Source organism: Loktanella fryxellensis, assembly GCF_900110065.1.
GTDB lineage: Bacteria > Pseudomonadota > Alphaproteobacteria > Rhodobacterales > Rhodobacteraceae > Loktanella > Loktanella fryxellensis.
Map to the genome: position 1 here is coordinate 70,900 of NZ_FOCI01000004.1, position 14,695 is coordinate 85,594.

17 protein-coding genes and 1 other RNA gene are annotated in these 14,695 nt (G+C 68.3%); 7 read left to right on the forward strand and 11 right to left on the reverse strand.

Features of this window, described 5'->3' with window-relative positions:
• Positions 1 to 106: 106 nt before the first annotated feature.
• Entirely contained in the window at positions 107 to 619 is a 513-nt protein-coding gene (locus BMX16_RS04615; RefSeq protein ID WP_089899718.1) for a c-type cytochrome, read from the reverse strand.
• Between the two features lie 153 nt (positions 620 to 772).
• On the opposite strand from BMX16_RS04615, the gene BMX16_RS04620 reads away from it, so the two are divergent.
• Positions 773 to 1,618 carry a prephenate dehydratase gene (locus BMX16_RS04620; protein ID WP_089899424.1) on the forward strand — a complete coding sequence of 282 codons (846 nt, stop codon included), beginning with the start codon at positions 773 to 775 and terminating at the stop codon, positions 1,616 to 1,618.
• A 5-nt stretch (positions 1,619 to 1,623) separates the two neighbouring features.
• Here BMX16_RS04620 and BMX16_RS04625 read toward each other — a convergent pair whose 3' ends face one another.
• Both BMX16_RS04625 and nudC read right to left on the reverse strand, forming a co-directional pair.
• Positions 1,624 to 2,091 carry an SRPBCC family protein gene (locus BMX16_RS04625; protein WP_089899427.1) on the reverse strand — a complete coding sequence of 156 codons (468 nt, stop codon included), beginning with the start codon at positions 2,089 to 2,091 and terminating at the stop codon, positions 1,624 to 1,626.
• Between the two features lie 48 nt (positions 2,092 to 2,139).
• Entirely contained in the window at positions 2,140 to 3,084 is a 945-nt protein-coding gene (gene nudC / locus BMX16_RS04630; protein WP_089899429.1) for an NAD(+) diphosphatase, read from the reverse strand.
• Between the two features lie 20 nt (positions 3,085 to 3,104).
• Here nudC and BMX16_RS04635 point away from each other — a divergent pair, with 20 nt between their 5' ends.
• The 3 genes from BMX16_RS04635 to rsgA all read left to right on the forward strand — a co-directional run bounded on the left by BMX16_RS04635 (position 3,105) and on the right by rsgA (position 6,250).
• A complete protein-coding gene (locus BMX16_RS04635; RefSeq protein WP_177174567.1) occupies positions 3,105 to 5,033 on the forward strand; it encodes a 5'-nucleotidase C-terminal domain-containing protein in 1,929 nt (642 codons plus the stop codon).
• Between the two features lie 49 nt (positions 5,034 to 5,082).
• Positions 5,083 to 5,180: signal recognition particle sRNA small type (ffs, locus tag BMX16_RS04640), an RNA gene on the forward strand.
• 29 nt (positions 5,181 to 5,209) lie between these two features.
• Positions 5,210 to 6,250 (forward strand): ribosome small subunit-dependent GTPase A, encoded by a 1,041-nt coding sequence (gene rsgA / locus BMX16_RS04645; protein ID WP_245731323.1) that lies wholly within the window; start codon positions 5,210 to 5,212, stop codon positions 6,248 to 6,250.
• A 31-nt stretch (positions 6,251 to 6,281) separates the two neighbouring features.
• On the opposite strand, the gene ychF is transcribed toward rsgA, so the two are convergent.
• Complete coding sequence (ychF, locus tag BMX16_RS04650) at positions 6,282 to 7,379, reverse strand: redox-regulated ATPase YchF (protein WP_089899434.1); 1,098 nt, start codon at positions 7,377 to 7,379, stop codon at positions 6,282 to 6,284.
• Positions 7,380 to 7,504: 125 nt separating this feature from the next.
• On the opposite strand from ychF, the gene BMX16_RS04655 reads away from it, so the two are divergent.
• Positions 7,505 to 7,918, forward strand: coding sequence for a VOC family protein (locus BMX16_RS04655; protein ID WP_089899437.1), 414 nt, complete (start codon positions 7,505 to 7,507; stop codon positions 7,916 to 7,918).
• Positions 7,919 to 7,923: 5 nt separating this feature from the next.
• On the opposite strand, the gene BMX16_RS04660 is transcribed toward BMX16_RS04655, so the two are convergent.
• Entirely contained in the window at positions 7,924 to 8,106 is a 183-nt protein-coding gene (locus BMX16_RS04660; protein WP_089899441.1) for a hypothetical protein, read from the reverse strand.
• 102 nt (positions 8,107 to 8,208) lie between these two features.
• Between BMX16_RS04660 and trpA the strand changes: the two genes are divergently transcribed.
• Positions 8,209 to 9,000 (forward strand): tryptophan synthase subunit alpha, encoded by a 792-nt coding sequence (gene trpA / locus BMX16_RS04665; protein WP_089899444.1) that lies wholly within the window; start codon positions 8,209 to 8,211, stop codon positions 8,998 to 9,000.
• 187 nt (positions 9,001 to 9,187) lie between these two features.
• Here the strand turns inward: trpA and def (BMX16_RS04670) are convergent, their stop codons facing one another.
• From def (BMX16_RS04670) to def (BMX16_RS04680), 3 genes are read right to left on the reverse strand one after another with little or no spacing between them, the layout of a single operon-like run.
• Positions 9,188 to 9,682 (reverse strand): peptide deformylase, encoded by a 495-nt coding sequence (def, locus tag BMX16_RS04670; protein ID WP_089899447.1) that lies wholly within the window; start codon positions 9,680 to 9,682, stop codon positions 9,188 to 9,190.
• On the reverse strand, positions 9,679 to 10,134 hold the full coding sequence (gene def, locus BMX16_RS04675) for a peptide deformylase (RefSeq protein ID WP_089899724.1): 456 nt from the start codon (positions 10,132 to 10,134) through the stop codon (positions 9,679 to 9,681). The genes def (BMX16_RS04670) and def (BMX16_RS04675) overlap by 4 nt, the downstream gene beginning before the upstream one ends.
• 41 nt (positions 10,135 to 10,175) lie before the next feature.
• Positions 10,176 to 10,697, reverse strand: a complete 522-nt coding sequence (def, locus tag BMX16_RS04680) for a peptide deformylase (RefSeq protein WP_089899450.1) — start codon at positions 10,695 to 10,697, stop codon at positions 10,176 to 10,178.
• A 132-nt stretch (positions 10,698 to 10,829) separates the two neighbouring features.
• Between def (BMX16_RS04680) and BMX16_RS04685 the strand changes: the two genes are divergently transcribed.
• Positions 10,830 to 11,999 (forward strand): MalY/PatB family protein, encoded by a 1,170-nt coding sequence (locus tag BMX16_RS04685; protein WP_089899453.1) that lies wholly within the window; start codon positions 10,830 to 10,832, stop codon positions 11,997 to 11,999.
• 9 nt (positions 12,000 to 12,008) lie between these two features.
• On the opposite strand, the gene BMX16_RS04690 is transcribed toward BMX16_RS04685, so the two are convergent.
• From BMX16_RS04690 to BMX16_RS04700, 3 genes are all read right to left on the reverse strand, one after another.
• Positions 12,009 to 12,359 carry a hypothetical protein gene (locus tag BMX16_RS04690; protein ID WP_089899456.1) on the reverse strand — a complete coding sequence of 117 codons (351 nt, stop codon included), beginning with the start codon at positions 12,357 to 12,359 and terminating at the stop codon, positions 12,009 to 12,011.
• Between the two features lie 325 nt (positions 12,360 to 12,684).
• Complete coding sequence (gene cbiE / locus BMX16_RS04695; RefSeq protein WP_089899459.1) at positions 12,685 to 13,887, reverse strand: precorrin-6y C5,15-methyltransferase (decarboxylating) subunit CbiE; 1,203 nt, start codon at positions 13,885 to 13,887, stop codon at positions 12,685 to 12,687.
• Positions 13,884 to 14,480: a precorrin-8X methylmutase gene (locus BMX16_RS04700; RefSeq protein WP_089899462.1), complete on the reverse strand. Its 597-nt coding sequence runs from the start codon at positions 14,478 to 14,480 to the stop codon at positions 13,884 to 13,886. Before BMX16_RS04700 ends, cbiE begins: the two co-directional genes overlap by 4 nt.
• Between the last annotated feature and the right edge of the window lie 215 nt (positions 14,481 to 14,695).

The window sequence follows — 14,695 nt, forward strand, 5'->3', positions numbered from 1 at the left end:
GGGGCCGCAAGTTGCGAAAATGTAATCTCTGCGTGAACCCCATCCGGCGCAACGAAAAACCGCGCCCGGTGGGGACGCGGTTCATGGCATTGCACGGTTGCGGCGATCAGCCGCCGGTGGTCGCCAGATAGGCGATCAGGTTCGCGCGGTCGGCGGGGTCCGACAGACCGGCATAGCCCATAGACGTGCCGGGCGCCCAGCCCTGCGGGTCCTCGAGGAAGTTGTAGAGGTTCTCCTCGGTCCAGGCATCGGCCACCTCGATCAGCGCGCCGGAATAACCGAAGCCGTCAACCGCCTGCACGGGACGCCCCACCACACCGTTCAGGTGCGGGCCGACGCCGTCCGCGCCGTCGAGAGCATGGCAAGACCGGCAGTTGCGGAACACGCCTTCGCCAGCGGTCGCGTCGGCTGCGGCGAGCGCCACGTCATAGGGCACGGCTTCTTCCGCAGGGGCCGCTTCGCCACCGGCTTCGGGCACTTCGATGATGTAGGCCTGCTCGCCTTCGCCATGCCCGCCCGGATGCAGGATCGCCTCGGCCGCCCAGCCGCCCAGCATGAAGACAAGGAACGCGCCGCAGAAGCCGCCGATGACCTTGGTCAATGTCATTGTGTCGAACATGTCGCGTTCCACCCCGCTTGGATCAGTTGCGCCCTACTATCCGTTTCGCGCGGCCCTGCGCAAGCTATAGTGGCGCGACGAAACGACTGCCGTGTCGTGACGACTGCCGAATGCCCGGCCAAAGGTCCGGCGAAATGTCTGGGGGGACATGACATGACATCGCACATCGCCTTTCAGGGCGAATTGGGCGCCTATGGCCATCAGGCCTGCGTCGAGACGCGCCCCGACCACGCGCCCCTGCCCTGTGCCACCTTCGAGGACACGATAGAGGCGGTCCGCAAGGGCGACGCCGATCTGGGCATGATCGCGATCGAGAATTCCACCTATGGCCGGGTCGCGGACGTGCATTCCCTGCTGCCCGAAAGCGGTCTGCACATCGTGGACGAGGCGTTCGTGCGGGTGCACGTCAACCTGCTGGGGGTGCAGGGCGCAACCGTCAAGGACGTGACCCATGCCCACGGCCACGTGGTGATCCTGCCGCAATGCGCGGGGTTCCTGCGCGAACACAGCATCCGGGGCGTGGTCAGCAGCGACAATGCCCGCGCCGCACGCGAAGTGGCCAGCCGGGGCGATCCCACACAAGGCGCACTGGCGTCCGAACTGGCCGCCGGCATCTACGGGTTGAAGATCCTTGCGCGACATATCGAGGATCACGCCCGCAACACCACACGCTTCGTCATCATGGCGCGCGATCCGGACCTGCGGCGGCGCGGGCGCGGGCCGATGGTCACGGCGTTCGTCTTTCGCGTGCGCAACATCCCCGCAGCACTTTACAAGGCGATGGGTGGCTTTGCGACCAACGGCGTGAACATGACCAAGCTGGAAAGCTACATGGTCGGCGGCAACTTTACCGCGACCCAGTTCTATGCCGAGGTCGAGGGCCATCCCGACGACCGCAGCGTGCAACTGGCGCTGGAAGAGCTGGATTACTTCACCGACCACGTGCGGCTGATGGGCGTGTTCCCCGCAGCCCCGCGCCGCCACGAACGCGCCACCTGATAAGGTCAGGGATTGCCGGTCGCAGGCCCTTCAACGGACTTGGCGAACTCCGAGACCCGTTTCTTGAACCGCGCGGTCAGATTCGACTTGGCGAGTTTCAGCGATTGCAGCAGCAGGCGGGCGGGAATCGACCTGGCGGACAGTTCGATGGTGACCGACAGCCGCGTCCGTTTCGGCGACAGAGCGACCAGTTCGACGGTCGTCGCACCATCCAGACCGTTGGCCACAATCGACACGACCAGATCGGTCGGCGCGTCGAGTCGCGCGATGCGGGCCTGAACGCGACGTTCGCGCCCACGATAGGTGAACGTGGCGTCCCATGCGGACCCGACCACCACGGGCTGCCCGGTGTCCAGCCGTTTGACGTCCGCACCCCGGCGCAGCATCTGACGCTCGTAGCCGGCAAAATCGGTCACGCGGGCGTACACCTGCTGGATCGGAGCTTCGATATCTTCGCGGGCACTGAACTTCATCTGGAACGCCTATCTGATCCGGTCACCCGGCACTGTCGCATGTAAGGATTAATCGAGCCTGTCCGCCAGCCAGCCGTGCAGCAAGTGGTGCGCGATGGCACCGGGTCGCGCGGGGCGGATGTCGGGGTGCAGTCCGGCGAACACATCGGCCATCTCCTCGCGCGTGACCCAGCGGGCATCCTCGATCTCGACGGGGTCGATGGTGATGGCGGTGCTGGTGGCCTCGCCCGCCATGCCGCACATCAGCGACGCGGGAAACGGCCATGGCTGGCTGGCCAGATACCGGACCGGGCCGACGCGGACGCCGGTTTCCTCGAACACCTCGCGACGCACGGCGGCCTCCAGCGTCTCGCCGGGTTCGACGAAGCCCGCGAGCAGCGAATACATCCCCGCAGGCCAGCCCGGCGACCGGCCCACCAGGACGGAATTGCCGTGCGTCACCAGCATGATGACCACCGGGTCGGTGCGCGGGAAATGGTGCCGTCCGCACGGGGCGCAGTTGCGCTGCCAGCCGCCCTGCGCCATCGCAGTGGCCGCCCCGCAGTTGGCACAGAACCCGTGGCTGCCGTGCCATGTGACCAGCGCCCGCGCCGTCGCAGCAAGTTCCGCGTCCAGCGGCGACAGGTCGGTCATCACGCTGCGCAGTTCAGCGAATGCCGGACCCTCGGGCAAGGTGGGATGCACCTGCCGCGTCGTGTCGGCAAAGCCGTCGACGGGGGCGTCATCGCCGTCCGGTATCCAGCGGGACAGGTCGGCGGCCGACAGGGGTGTGCCGTCCACCAGCCCCAGCAGCACCCGGTTCGGTCCGGCGTCCGCCAGCATCGGGTGATCCGGGGTCAGCCGCACCAGCCCACCACGGTCGATCAGCGGCTTGCCGCGCCACAGGACGATAATGCGCGAATCAGGCGATGTCGGCAGGGCCGCATCGCCGCGCAGATGCGCCGCGCGGTTCAAGCGGCCACCGCCAAATGTCACAGTTTCCGCCAAATTCATGCACCGGGCATCGCACGGCCATGATGAAAGCGCAATTGCTTGCAACGGTGGAAACATTCCGTCACGAGATGGTAAACCTGCGGTTGCATCAGGGCCTGCGATTGGACGTTCCAGCGACACGTATCCCGGTGCCGGACGACGCGACGATCACGGGACGTCTGCGCCTGATCGGCACGACAGACCTGCACATGCAGCTGACACCCTACGACTATCTGCGCGACGAGCCTTTTGGCAACGGCGGCCTGACGCGCCTTGCCCCCCTGATCGCCGCCGCCCGCGCCGATTGTGCGGCCACGATCCTGTGCGACAGCGGCGATTTCCTGCAGGGCTCGCCGTTGGCCGATCACATCGCCGCATCCGACGTGCTGCCGCATCCCATGGTGCAGGCCTTCAACGCGCTGCGCTACGATGCGGTGACGCTGGGCAACCACGACTTCGACTATGGCATGCCCTGGCTGGGCCGGGTGCTGCAGGATCTGGATGCGCCGGTGGTCGGCACCAACCTGACCGTCACCGGTCCGGCGCCGCTGATCCTGCCGTGGACAGTCCTGCACCGCAGCGTCCCGTGTTCGGACGACAGTGTGCGTCCACTGGCAATCGGGATCATGGGATTCGCGCCGCCGCAGATCGTGGACTGGAACGCCGACATCCTGGACGAGGCGCTGCAGACGCAGGACATCCTGACGGCCGCCCGCCTGACCCTGCCGCTGCTGCAGGCCGCCGGCGCTGACCTGATCGTCGCCCTGTGCCACGGGGGGCCGGTCGCCGGTCCCGACCAGCCGCGGATGGAGAATGCGGCCCTGTCGCTGGCCCGCTTGGCGGGCATCGATGCGCTGCTGATGGGCCACATGCACGGCAGCTTTCCGGGGCCCTGCTTTGCGGGTCTGCCCGACGCGGACAGCGCCGCTGGCCTGCTGGCGGGGACACCTGCCGTCATGGCTGCATCCTATGGCCAGAAGATCGGTGTGCTGGATCTGGACCTGCGCGTGGCTCCATCCGGTGCCGCCCGGCGCTGGACGGTGACGGGGCACCACGCCGCCCTGCGCGCCCCCGACCGTGGCGATCACGCCCCCTCGGCCCTGTCGCGCCAGATGGACTGCGTCCTGTCCGCCCCGCACGCAGCGACGCTGAAGCGGTTGCACAGCCCTGTCGGGCGGGCGGGCCATGCGCTGACCAGCCACTTTGCCGCGATCGGCCACGACGATACCGCATTGCTGCTGGCGCAGGTGCAGATCGCCGCCGTGAAACCGGCGTTGAAGGACACGGTCTGGGCCGACCTGCCGGTGCTGGCCAGCACCGCGCCGTTCCGCGCCGGCGGGCACGGCGGCCCGCAGAATTACCTGTGCATTCCCCCCGGCATCCTGCGCCTGCGCGATTGCGCCGCCATGGTGCCCTTCGACAACCGGATCTGCGCCGTGCTGCGGACCGGCCGACAGATCCGCACATGGCTCGACGTCACGTCGGCGTTCTACCGGACGCTGGTGCCGGGCGTCGCGGATCAACCGCTGATCGACCGCAGCATCCCACCCTATCATTTCGACACGCTGCATGGTGTCGCCTATCGCATCGACCTGTCGCTGGCACCGGGCCAACCGGGCCGCATCGCGGATTTGTCCGTGGACGGCAGACCGCTGGCCGATACCGACCGCTGCATCGTGGCCACCAGCACCTACCGCGCCCGCGGCGGCGGTGGCATGGTCCGTGCAACGGACGCCGATCTGCTGCACACGACGCAGGACGGCCTGCTGACCCTGCTGACCCGCACCCTGCAACGGGACGGCCACGTGCCGCCCGGCGCCCCCCCGCCGTGGTCCTTCGCCACCCTGCCGGGCGCCAGCGCGGTGTTCGAGACGAGCCCTGCGGCATTGCACACGCCGCGGCCCGTGGCGGGCCTTGAACCCCTCGGCCTCGGAACCGACGGATATGCCCGGTTCCGTCTGACGCTCTGACGCCACAGCGCGGCCTTGCACCCCGCCGCACCCACCGCTATATCAGGGGAGAGAGGTTGGCGCGGGCGAGCGCCTCGCCAACCTGGTCAGGTCCGGAAGGAAGCAGCCATAACGAGCCCCGCTTGGGTCGTTGTCAGCCTCTCACCCCATTTCCCGCCAGTCAGGGCAGTCCCGCGTTGAACCCCACCACCGACGCGCAAGCCGACGCCCTGACCCACCTTGGCTGGTCCGCGTTCGAACGGGACCAGATGTCGTCCGATGACGCCGCCCTGACCCCCGCCCGCATCAGCACCGTGAACCGCCGCAACGTCGGTGCCCTGACTGCCACAGGCCCGCTGACGCTGGTCGCCGATCCGGGCATCACCACCGCCAGCTTCGCCGTCGGCGACTGGGTGCTGTGCGATACCGCGTCGGCGCATCTGGTCCGCCGCCTCGACCGGCGCAGCCTGCTGCAGCGCGGGGCAGAGTTCCACAGCGGCCAGCGGCAGCTGATCGCAGCCAACCTCGACACGCTGTTCGTGGTCACGTCCTGCAATGCGGACTTCAACGTGGCACGGCTGGAACGCTACCTCGCCCTCGCCCATGATGCTGGCATCTTGCCCGCGATCGTGCTGACCAAGGCGGACCAGTCCGATGCCGCCGACTATATCGCGCAGGCCCGCGCCCTTGGCCCCGACCTGCCGGTGATCGCGCTGAACGCCAAGGGGCCGGACGTGGCTGCCCTGCTGGCGCCGTGGTGCGGGCCGGGGCAGACCGTGGCACTCGTCGGCTCCTCCGGCGTGGGCAAGACGACGCTGGCCAACGCCCTGACGGGCCGTAACGACGACACGCAGGCGATCCGAGAGGATGATGCGCGTGGCCGTCACACCACCACCAAACGCAGCCTGCATGCCCTGCCCACGGGCGGCTGGCTGATCGACACGCCGGGCATGCGCGGGCTGGCCGTGGCCGACGTCACCGCCGGCATCGACGCGACCTTTCCAGAGATCAGCGCCCTGACCGGCGCGTGCCGGTTCCGCGATTGCCTGCACGGGGGCGAGCCGGGCTGTGCCGTGCAGGCGGCGGTGGATGCCGGCGACATCGACCCGGAGCGTCTGCGCCGCTACCGCAAGCTGCGGGCAGAGGATGCGCAATCGACCGAAAGCATCGCAGCCACCATGGCGCGCAAGCAGCGCACCGCGAAGTCCGGCAAACCGCCCGCCCGCCGGGGCCGCTGACGGCCGCCCCGGATCGCGGCCCGCATGGGCGTCAGGTGTTGAACAGGAAATGCAGCACGTCACCGTCCTTGACGGTATAGGTCTTGCCTTCAGACCGCATCTTGCCAGCCTCCTTGGCGGGCTGTTCACCACCAAGCGTCACGAAATCATCATAGGCGATGGTTTCGGCGCGGATGAAGCCACGCTCGAAATCGCCGTGGATCACGCCGGCAGCCTTGGGCGCACTCGTGCCCGCGTTGATCGTCCACGCGCGCGCCTCTTTCGGGCCCACGGTGAAATAGGTCTGCAGGTGCAGCAGGGCATAGCCCGCACGGATCAGGCGATCCAGACCCGCCTCGGCCAGACCCATCTCGGACAGGAACATCTCCGCCTCGTCCGCGTCGAGCTGGCTGATCTCCTCCTCGATCCGGGCGGAGATCACGACGGCGGAATTGCCCTCCGCCTCGGCCATGGCGCGCACGCGCTCCGACTGGGCGTTGCCGGTGGCGCTCGCCGCCTCCTCGACGTTGCAGACGTAAAGGACGGGTTTCGTCGTCAGCAGTTGCAGCATCCGCCACGCCTTGGCGTCCTCGGGGTCCACGTCTACGGTGCGGGCGGGACGGCCCGCCTCCAGTGCGGCCTGTGCGGCTTCCAGCAGGCGGACCTGCTGGCCTGCATCCTTGTCGCCGCCGCGCACCTTGCGCTGCAGGTTGACCAGACGCTTCTCGATGCTTTCCAGATCGGACAGCATCAGTTCCGTCTCGATCACTTCGGCATCCGACACGGGATCCACGCGACCTTCCACATGGGTGATGTCGTCATCCTCGAAGCACCGCAGCACATGGGCGATGGCGTCGCATTCGCGGATGTTGGCCAGAAACTGGTTGCCCAGCCCCTCGCCCTTGCTGGCACCCTTCACGAGGCCCGCGATATCGACGAAGGTCATGCGCGTCGGGATGATCTGCTTGCTGCCAGCAATGCTGGCCAGCTTGTCCAGCCGCGCGTCGGGCACGGCCACGTCGCCCACATTGGGCTCGATCGTGCAGAACGGAAAGTTGGCGGCCTGCGCGGCTGCAGTGCGCGTCAGCGCATTGAACAGCGTCGACTTGCCGACGTTCGGCAAACCCACGATCCCCATCTTGAAGCCCATGACGCATCTCCTGTCCCGGTGTCCGCCCGGCCTTAAACGGGTGGCCCCCGTCGTGCAAGCCAAAGGCTTTGGCCGCTGGCCGCACCTCTGCTAGGATCAGGAGCATCGTTGCATAGGAGTAGCCCATGACACCGATCCCCTATCTCTTCTTCCATGACACCTGCGAAGAGGCGTTCACCTTTTACGGCAAGGTCTTCGGCACGACACCGCAGTTCATGCGGGTCAAGGGCTCTCCCATGGAAGAGCACCTGCCGCCAAGTGCCGTGAACGGCATCATGCACGCCCACCTCGTGGTGGGTGACGGTGCGCTGAACGGGTCAGACGACCTGTCGGACACACCCGGTCCCGCGATGGCGGGCTGCAACGTGATGATCGCCTTGCCCGACGAGGACCGCGCCCGCGCCTGTTTCGACGCCCTGTCAGAGGGAGGAGAGGTCCGCATGCCGTTCGCGCCGCAGTTCTGGTCGCCGGGCTTCGGGGCCTTCACCGACCGCTTCGGCATCCGCTGGATGATCGACACCGCCGCCGACCCGGCCTGATCGCATCAGGCGCGGTTGCGCCCTTCCCAGATCAGGATCCAGGCGAGGATGACGAACGCCGGATGACCAAGGCCGCCACTGAAGATGATGGCGGGCACCCAGAACAGGAACGCAAGGATGGCGACGATGGGTCGGCCTGCGAACAGGATCGACAGCGGGGGCAGCAGAAGCGCGAGGATGTAATTCATGACCCCGATATGGGGGCGCACGCGCGGATTTCAAACCCCGCCGCACCATTGCAATCGCGCAGCCCTTGCAGCAGAAAGCGGTGATCCATGAAAGTTGCCGCCATGTCCCGTATCGACGCCACCTTCGCCGCCCTGCGCGCCCGGAACCGCAAGGCCTTCGTGGCCTATGTCATGGCGGGCGATCCCACCTACGACAAAAGCCTGCAGATCGTGCGCGGCCTGCCCGCCGCCGGCGTGGACATCATCGAACTGGGCCTGCCCTTCACCGACCCGATGGCGGACGGCACGACGATCCAGCTGGCCGGACAGCGCGCGCTGGCGGGTCACATGACGCTGGACCGCACCCTCGACATCGCGCGCAGCCTGCGGGAAACCGACGACACCACGCCCATCGTGCTGATGGGCTACTACAACCCGATCTATTCGCGCGGCGTGGACCTGTTCCTGCAGCAGGCCCGCGACGCGGGCATCGACGGTCTGATCGTCGTCGATCTGCCGCCGGAGGAGGATGACGAACTCTGCCTGCCCGCGCAGAAGGCCGGTCTGAACTTCATCCGCCTCGCGACCCCCACCACCGACGACGCGCGTCTGCCGCGCGTGCTGACGAACACCTCCGGTTTCCTCTACTACGTCTCGGTTACGGGCATCACCGGCACCGCCAGCGCCCAGACCGCCGACGTGGCACCAAAGGTGGCACGGATCAAGTCGCAGACCGACCTGCCGGTGATCGTGGGCTTCGGTATCAAGACACCGGACGCCGCGCGCGCGATCGCACAGGTGGCGGACGGGGCCGTGGTCGGGTCCGCCATCGTGGACCGGATCGCCGCGGGCGACAGCGTCGAGGACATCCTCGCCTTCGTGAAATCCCTTGCCGATGGATGCCACGACGTGTGACGGCACCGGGCTGATCGCAGCAGCCCCCCACACGACCGGCCCGTCGCGCCGCTCCGACGGCCGCCAGCCGCACGGTCCCCCGTTCTTCTGGTCGAAAATATCCCGGGGGCCGGCGCAGCCGGGGGGCAGCGCCCCCAGCAACGCCCGCGTCAGTCCCGGCGTTTCGTCATCTCATGCAACAAATGCGTCAGCCACGCAGCTTCGCCGCCTTGCGCAGCAGCATGTCGCGCTTCAACCGGGTCAGCCGGTCGACATACATCCGCCCCGCCAGATGGTCGATCTGGTGCTGCACCGACACGGCCCACAACCCCACGAAATCGCGGTCCTCGACCACGCCTTCCGCATTCAGAAACCGCACGGTCACGGCGCGGGGCCGGTTCACCAGAGACGAGACACCGGGCAGGCAGGGGCTCGCCTCCTCGTGGTCGCGGAACTCCACACTGGCATGCAGCACTTCGGGGTTGGCCATCCGCACCGCCTGCCCGCGCGCCGTGCTGGCATCCACCACCGCAAGGCGCAGCGGCACGCCGATCTGCACCGCGGCAAGGCCCACGCCTGGCATCGCTTCCATCACCGCGATCATCTCGTCCCAGAGGCCGCGCACGCTGTCGTCGACCGCAGCCACATCCGCCGCCGCCGTGCGCAGCATCGGGTGCGGCCACTGCAGGATTGCCCGTGTCATACGTCCACCCCCAGATCGGTGCAGAGCACACCGTCCAGATGGTCGCGCTCATGCTGCACGATGACCGCCTCGACCCCGTCGAACACGCGCTCCGCCACCGCACCGTCCAGACCCTGCCAGCGCAGCGTCACCTGACCGGGCCGCGTGACCGACACCGTGCGACCGGGGATCGACAGGCATGCCTCGTCGCAGGCGACCAGTGTCTCACCGCTGGCCACGATCTGCGGATTGACGAACACCTGCGGCGCGGGCGTGCCCGTCTTCCAGTCGGCATCCATGACGAAGACCCGGCTCAGCACGCCGATCTGCGGCGCCGCCAGACCGCGACCGGGCGCGGCATACATCACGTCCAGCATCTCGGCGGCAAGCACCGCAAGGTCCGTGTCAAACGCCGTCACGGGCGCGCAGACCGTGCGCAGGGCCGGATCGGGGTCCGTCAGAATGGGCCGCATCACGCCCACCGCATCACGCCCACCGCCTCATGCCCACCGCCTCATGTTCTCGCCCGCTCGCGCTTCAGCTTCTGCATCTTGCGGGTGATCATCTGCCGCCGCAGCGGTTTGAGGTAGTCGATGAACAGCTTGCCCTCCAGGTGGTCGATCTCGTGCTGCACGCAGGTCGCCCACAGGCCCGCGAACCTCTCGGTCTGCGTCACACCGTCAAGGTCCATCCACCGCACCTCGACCTGCGCAGGGCGCTCCACGTCGGCGTATTGCTCGGGGATCGACAGACACCCCTCCTCGTAGGTGCTCAGCTCGTCGCTCTCCCACGTCACCTCAGGGTTCAGCAGGACCATCGGGCGGGCGGGGGTGGCGTCGTCCTTGACGCAATCCATCACCATGACCCGCAGCATGACGCCGACCTGCGGCGCGGCCAGCCCGATGCCGGGGGCGTCGTACATCGTCTCCAGCATGTCGGTGGCAAGCTGGCGCAGCACAGGCGTCACCTCCGCCACCGGATCTGCGGGCTTCTTCAGGCGGGGATCCGGGTGGATCAGGATGGGGCGAATGGTCATGGGCCCGATGTAACCCCTGCCCCGCCGCTTGCCAAGGACACCGCCGCACCAAGGGTTCATGGCCGGATTTTCGCCTTGGCCCCGCGCCCCTGCCTGCTAGAGTCGCGCCGAACAGCCGTGACAGGACAGCCCATGGATTTCGACACGCCCATCGACCGCCGCGACACGCACTGCGTCAAATGGGACGGGATGCAGGCGGCCTATGGCGTCGACCCGGCGGACGGAATCGCGATGTGGGTGGCCGACATGGATTTCGCCGCGGCGCCGGTCATTCAGGACGCGGTGCAGGCGATGCGCGACCACGGCGTCTACGGCTATTTCGGCAACATGACCCCCTACACCGATGCGATCCGCTGGTGGATGCGGCACCGCCACGGCTGGGACGTGGCGGCGGGCGACATCTTCACCACCCATGGCCTCGTGAACGGCACGGGCCTGTGTGTTGATGCCTTCACCGCACCCGGCGATGCGGTCGTGATCTTTACCCCGGTCTATCACGCCTTCGCCCGCGTCATCACAGCCGCGGGGCGAGAGGTGCGGTCCTGCGAACTGGTCAACACCGATGGCCGCTACACGATGGACTTCGACACCTACGATGCCCAGATGACCGGGTCGGAGCGCATGGTGATCCTCTGCTCGCCACACAACCCCGGTGGCCGCGTCTGGACCCGCGCGGAGCTGGAGAAGGTCGCAGCCTTCGCCCGCCGTCATGACCTGATCCTCGTGTCGGACGAGATCCACCACGACCTGCTGATGCCGGGTCAGACCCACACGGCCATGGCCTTGCTCGACGGCATCGCGGACCGGCTGGTGATGATGACGGCAGCGACCAAGACGTTCAACATCGCGGGCAGCCATACGGGGAACGTCATCATCGCCGACCCCGCGCTGCGCGACCGCTTCGCCGCGCGGATGAACGCATTGGGCCTGTCGCCGAACAGCTTCGGCCTGCACATGGTGACGGCGGCCTATTCGTCCGCCGGGGCCGCGTGGGTGGACGCGTTGTGCGCTTACCTCGACGGCAACCGCCGCCTGTTCGACGACGGCTTGAATGCCATCCCCGGCGTCCGGTCGATGACGCTGGAGGCGACCTACCTCGCTTGGGTCGATTTCGCAGGAACCGGCATGACGACTGAAGAAATCCTGCGCCGCGTCCAGCAGGATGCCCGCATCGCTCCAAACCACGGTCCCACCTTCGGTCCGGGCGGGGACACGTTCCTGCGGTTCAACCTCGGCGCGCCGCGCGCGCAGGTCGCAGAGGCTGTGGCGCGGCTTCATGCAGCTTTCGCCGACCTGCAATAACCGCCCCGATCAGGCGCGCGGCAGCAGACCCGCAGGCACTACGTCCAGCCTGTCATAGTCGACGGGCGCCGTTTCGCTGACCAGATGCAGCCATTTGAACTCGACGACGCATTCGCCGCCGTCGGTCTGCGTGCCGACGATCAGCGCCTGATACAGGTGGCGCACGCCGTCATAGATATCGACGCGACCGCGCAGCTGCTCGCTGGCGCCGGCGTCCATCGCCATCCCCTCGGCCCACAGCCTGCGGATGCGGATCACCGTCTCGCCGTCGCGCACGCTCAGACGATTGCCCCGCTGAACCGAGGCGCGCCGCGCATCGCGCAGGCCCTGAAAAACGGCATCCGGCAGAAAATGGGTCATGATGGTCCTCCGTTGCTGACAGCCTAACGATCAAATCGTGTATTTGTTCAGGCGAAAATCCGCCGCATTGCGGCAGCGCAGGCGCGGCAAATGCCCCATCCGCCCGCAACACCTTGCCACGACTGACATTTCATCGGCGAAAAGCCCCGCAGACATCCGGTCGGCTGTGGCGTTGCGATCACGCGGCAAGCCTGCCCGGGGCCCTCACCCGCGACCCGACACCCCTGCCGGCCCCGAATCGCCCCGGTCCCGTCCATGCCGCCAACCACTCGCTTTTTAGGAAATACTCCCCCCGGAGGGTCCGGCACCGCCGGACGGTGACCCGTCACCGCTTCACGGCACTCCATTGCAGGACCGGCATGGCATCGTCCCAGACGACGCCAGACTCCTCCCGAACGGCGCGGCTGACCGCAATCCGCACCAGATCGCCACCCCGGCTGGCGTGCAGGGACGCCAGCCCCGCCTCGGCCTGCGGCGTGGTCGCGTTGACGACGAGCCGCCCCAAGGGGCGCAGCGCGTCCCAAGCGGCGGCGAAGGTCACGTCGCTCAGGCCGCCACCGATGCAGATAGCATCCGGCGCGGGCAGCCCGGCCAGACACTCCGGTGCTGTCCCGTCGATCAGGTCCAGCCGGGGCGTGCCCAGCGCCAACGCGTTGGCGGCGGCCATGGCGCGCAGATCGCCCAACGGCTCGATCCCGATGGCGCGGGCATAGCGGGCGGCGCGCATCCATTCGATGGCGACCGATCCCGACCCGCAACCGATATCCCACAACAGCGCGCCGCGCATCGGCATCAGCTTGGCCAGCGTCGCGGCCCGCACCTCCTGCCGGGTCAGGGTGCCGTCCGACTGGAACAGCGCATCCGCCAGCCCCGGCACACGCGGCAGCAGCGCCGCGTCGGGGGCGGCGAGGCATTCCACCGCCAGCGTATTGAAGGGCGGGACCACGTGATCCCATGTCGCAGCAATCCCGTCGAACCGCGCCTCGTCCGCCCCGCCCATCGCCGCGAACACCGTCATGCGGGACTGGCCGAAGCCGCGCTGCGTCAGATAGGTCGCGATCTGCGCGGGCGTGTCGGCGCCCGTCGTCAGGATCAGCAGCCGCGCGTCGGGCTGCACGAAGGCCACCATCTGCGCCACCGGGCGGCCATGCACGCTGACCGTCTCGACGTCAGCAAGGCTCCACCCCATGCGGGCGGCGGCCAGCTGGAACGCGCTGAGCTGCGGATGATACACGATCTCGGCCGGATCGATGGCCCGCCCGATCCGCGCGCCGACCGAGAACCACAGCGGATCGCCCGTCACCAGCACCACAGCGCGCCGCCCGCGCTGCGCACGGATCAGCGCAATCATCGCGTCGAACGTGGCGGGCCAGGCCAGCCGCTCGGCGGTGACGGCGGGCGACAGGACGGCGTGGCGGTCGCCGCCGATGACGACCTCCGCCGCCTCGACCACCGCGCGGGTGGCGGGGGTCAGGCCGTCCATGCCGTCTTCGCCGATGCCGACGATATGCAGCCAGGGGGATGTCATGGGTGATCCTGTGCGTCGGGGTCCAGCAGGGCCGTGACGGCGGCGGCAGCCAGTGCCGGACCGCCCCGGCGCCCACGCAGGACGATGACCGCACAGCCGCGCGGATGGGCGACCAGTTCCGCCTTGGCCGCCGCCGCATCGACCAATCCGGCGGGACAGGCGACGATCAGCGCGGGGTGCGGCCCACCCCGGTCGAGGTGGTCGAGCAGACGGAACAGGGCCAGCGGCTGCGTGCCGATCCCCACGACGCTGCCCGCCAGATGCGGCAGCCACAGGTCGATGGCACCGTCCGCCGCCTCCTGCACAGGGGCGATCACCGGGTTCCGCGCGGGTCGCTGCGGCGCGATCCCGGCGGCCACCATGGGACCGTCGCACAGGATCGCCGCACCCGCCGCGAGGGCTGCGCGCCCCGCAGTCACGGCCGCCGGCGACACGATCAGACGGTCGGCAACCTCCACCATGCCGCAGGCGGCGATGACCTGCGCCATCAGGGATCGCTGGTCCGCGGGAAACCGCGCCAGCCGGCCCTCGGCCATGGCGATGACCTCGGCCTGGACCCGGATCGCTGCGGGATCGTCGCGGAAGGGTCTCATGCGGGCGGGCCTCTGGGCAGGGTGAGGGGTCGGACCCTCCGAGGGGGGGGTATTTCGGGCAAGATGATGCATCCGGTGCTGCCGGGATAGGCGACTGCACCCGGTTTGTGAAGGCGGCACCCGTGGGTGACGCCCCCCCTGCGTCAGCGCAGGGGGGCCGTGCAGCCGCCTTGGGTGGTGGCGGGCCGCAGACGGCCTAACTTTCCACTTACAGA

Coding starts and splice junctions, on each gene's coding strand:
- BMX16_RS04615 (WP_089899718.1), bottom strand. CDS start 619: ATGTTCGACACAATGACATTGACCAAGGTCATCGGCGGCTTCTGCGGC.
- BMX16_RS04620 (WP_089899424.1), top strand. CDS start 773: ATGACATCGCACATCGCCTTTCAGGGCGAATTGGGCGCCTATGGCCAT.
- BMX16_RS04625 (WP_089899427.1), bottom strand. CDS start 2,091: ATGAAGTTCAGTGCCCGCGAAGATATCGAAGCTCCGATCCAGCAGGTG.
- nudC (WP_089899429.1), bottom strand. CDS start 3,084: ATGAATTTGGCGGAAACTGTGACATTTGGCGGTGGCCGCTTGAACCGC.
- BMX16_RS04635 (WP_177174567.1), top strand. CDS start 3,105: ATGATGAAAGCGCAATTGCTTGCAACGGTGGAAACATTCCGTCACGAG.
- ychF (WP_089899434.1), bottom strand. CDS start 7,379: ATGGGCTTCAAGATGGGGATCGTGGGTTTGCCGAACGTCGGCAAGTCG.
- BMX16_RS04655 (WP_089899437.1), top strand. CDS start 7,505: ATGACACCGATCCCCTATCTCTTCTTCCATGACACCTGCGAAGAGGCG.
- BMX16_RS04660 (WP_089899441.1), bottom strand. CDS start 8,106: ATGAATTACATCCTCGCGCTTCTGCTGCCCCCGCTGTCGATCCTGTTC.
- trpA (WP_089899444.1), top strand. CDS start 8,209: ATGTCCCGTATCGACGCCACCTTCGCCGCCCTGCGCGCCCGGAACCGC.
- def (WP_089899447.1), bottom strand. CDS start 9,682: ATGACACGGGCAATCCTGCAGTGGCCGCACCCGATGCTGCGCACGGCG.
- def (WP_089899724.1), bottom strand. CDS start 10,134: ATGCGGCCCATTCTGACGGACCCCGATCCGGCCCTGCGCACGGTCTGC.
- def (WP_089899450.1), bottom strand. CDS start 10,697: ATGACCATTCGCCCCATCCTGATCCACCCGGATCCCCGCCTGAAGAAG.
- BMX16_RS04685 (WP_089899453.1), top strand. CDS start 10,830: ATGGATTTCGACACGCCCATCGACCGCCGCGACACGCACTGCGTCAAA.
- BMX16_RS04690 (WP_089899456.1), bottom strand. CDS start 12,359: ATGACCCATTTTCTGCCGGATGCCGTTTTTCAGGGCCTGCGCGATGCG.
- cbiE (WP_089899459.1), bottom strand. CDS start 13,887: ATGACATCCCCCTGGCTGCATATCGTCGGCATCGGCGAAGACGGCATG.
- BMX16_RS04700 (WP_089899462.1), bottom strand. CDS start 14,480: ATGAGACCCTTCCGCGACGATCCCGCAGCGATCCGGGTCCAGGCCGAG.